This window comes from Colwellia sp. KS18-150 (genome assembly GCF_057551365.1).
This window is the reverse complement of the sequence record NZ_BAAJMC010000048.1, coordinates 1-453: the sequence shown is the minus strand read 5'-3', so window position 1 is coordinate 453 and position 453 is coordinate 1. Positions and strand designations below refer to the sequence as shown.

Below are 453 nucleotides of genomic sequence, written 5' to 3'. Positions count from 1 at the left end.
TGGACCATTCCATTTATATAAGTATTTACCTTTATTCTGAATAGGTGGAATATGCTTCTGTTGATCACGAATACTTTAACTGAAACAGTTGATGCTTATAACAAGACTTTCGGATCAGCAGAAGTTATTTGTTTCATTACGCATACTCAGGGGTTGTCGTCACACCGACTATCTATAAGACCTGCGAGAAACAAAACCACAGCCATATTCCATCCTTAACTTTACGCTTTGGAGGTTAAAAATGAAAGCTTTTAACGTTTCAGATTTTGTTGCCATTATCGGCATCGATTGGGCAGACCGTAAACATGATATTTGTGAAGTAAATCGTCAAACCAATAAACAACACTTTTCTGTTATTTCATCTCAACCCAAGGCTATTAATGCGTGGGCTAATGAATTAAAACAAAAGTATAACGGGCAACTTGTCGCCGTGGCCTGCGAATTAAAAAAGGG

General features: G+C 37.5%; 1 pseudogene. It reads left to right on the top strand.

Annotated features, from left to right (window positions below):
• Window positions 1-241: 241 nt before the first annotated feature.
• Window positions 242-453, top strand: a pseudogene (locus AC27IF_RS20225) (IS110 family transposase); the annotation flags it as partial.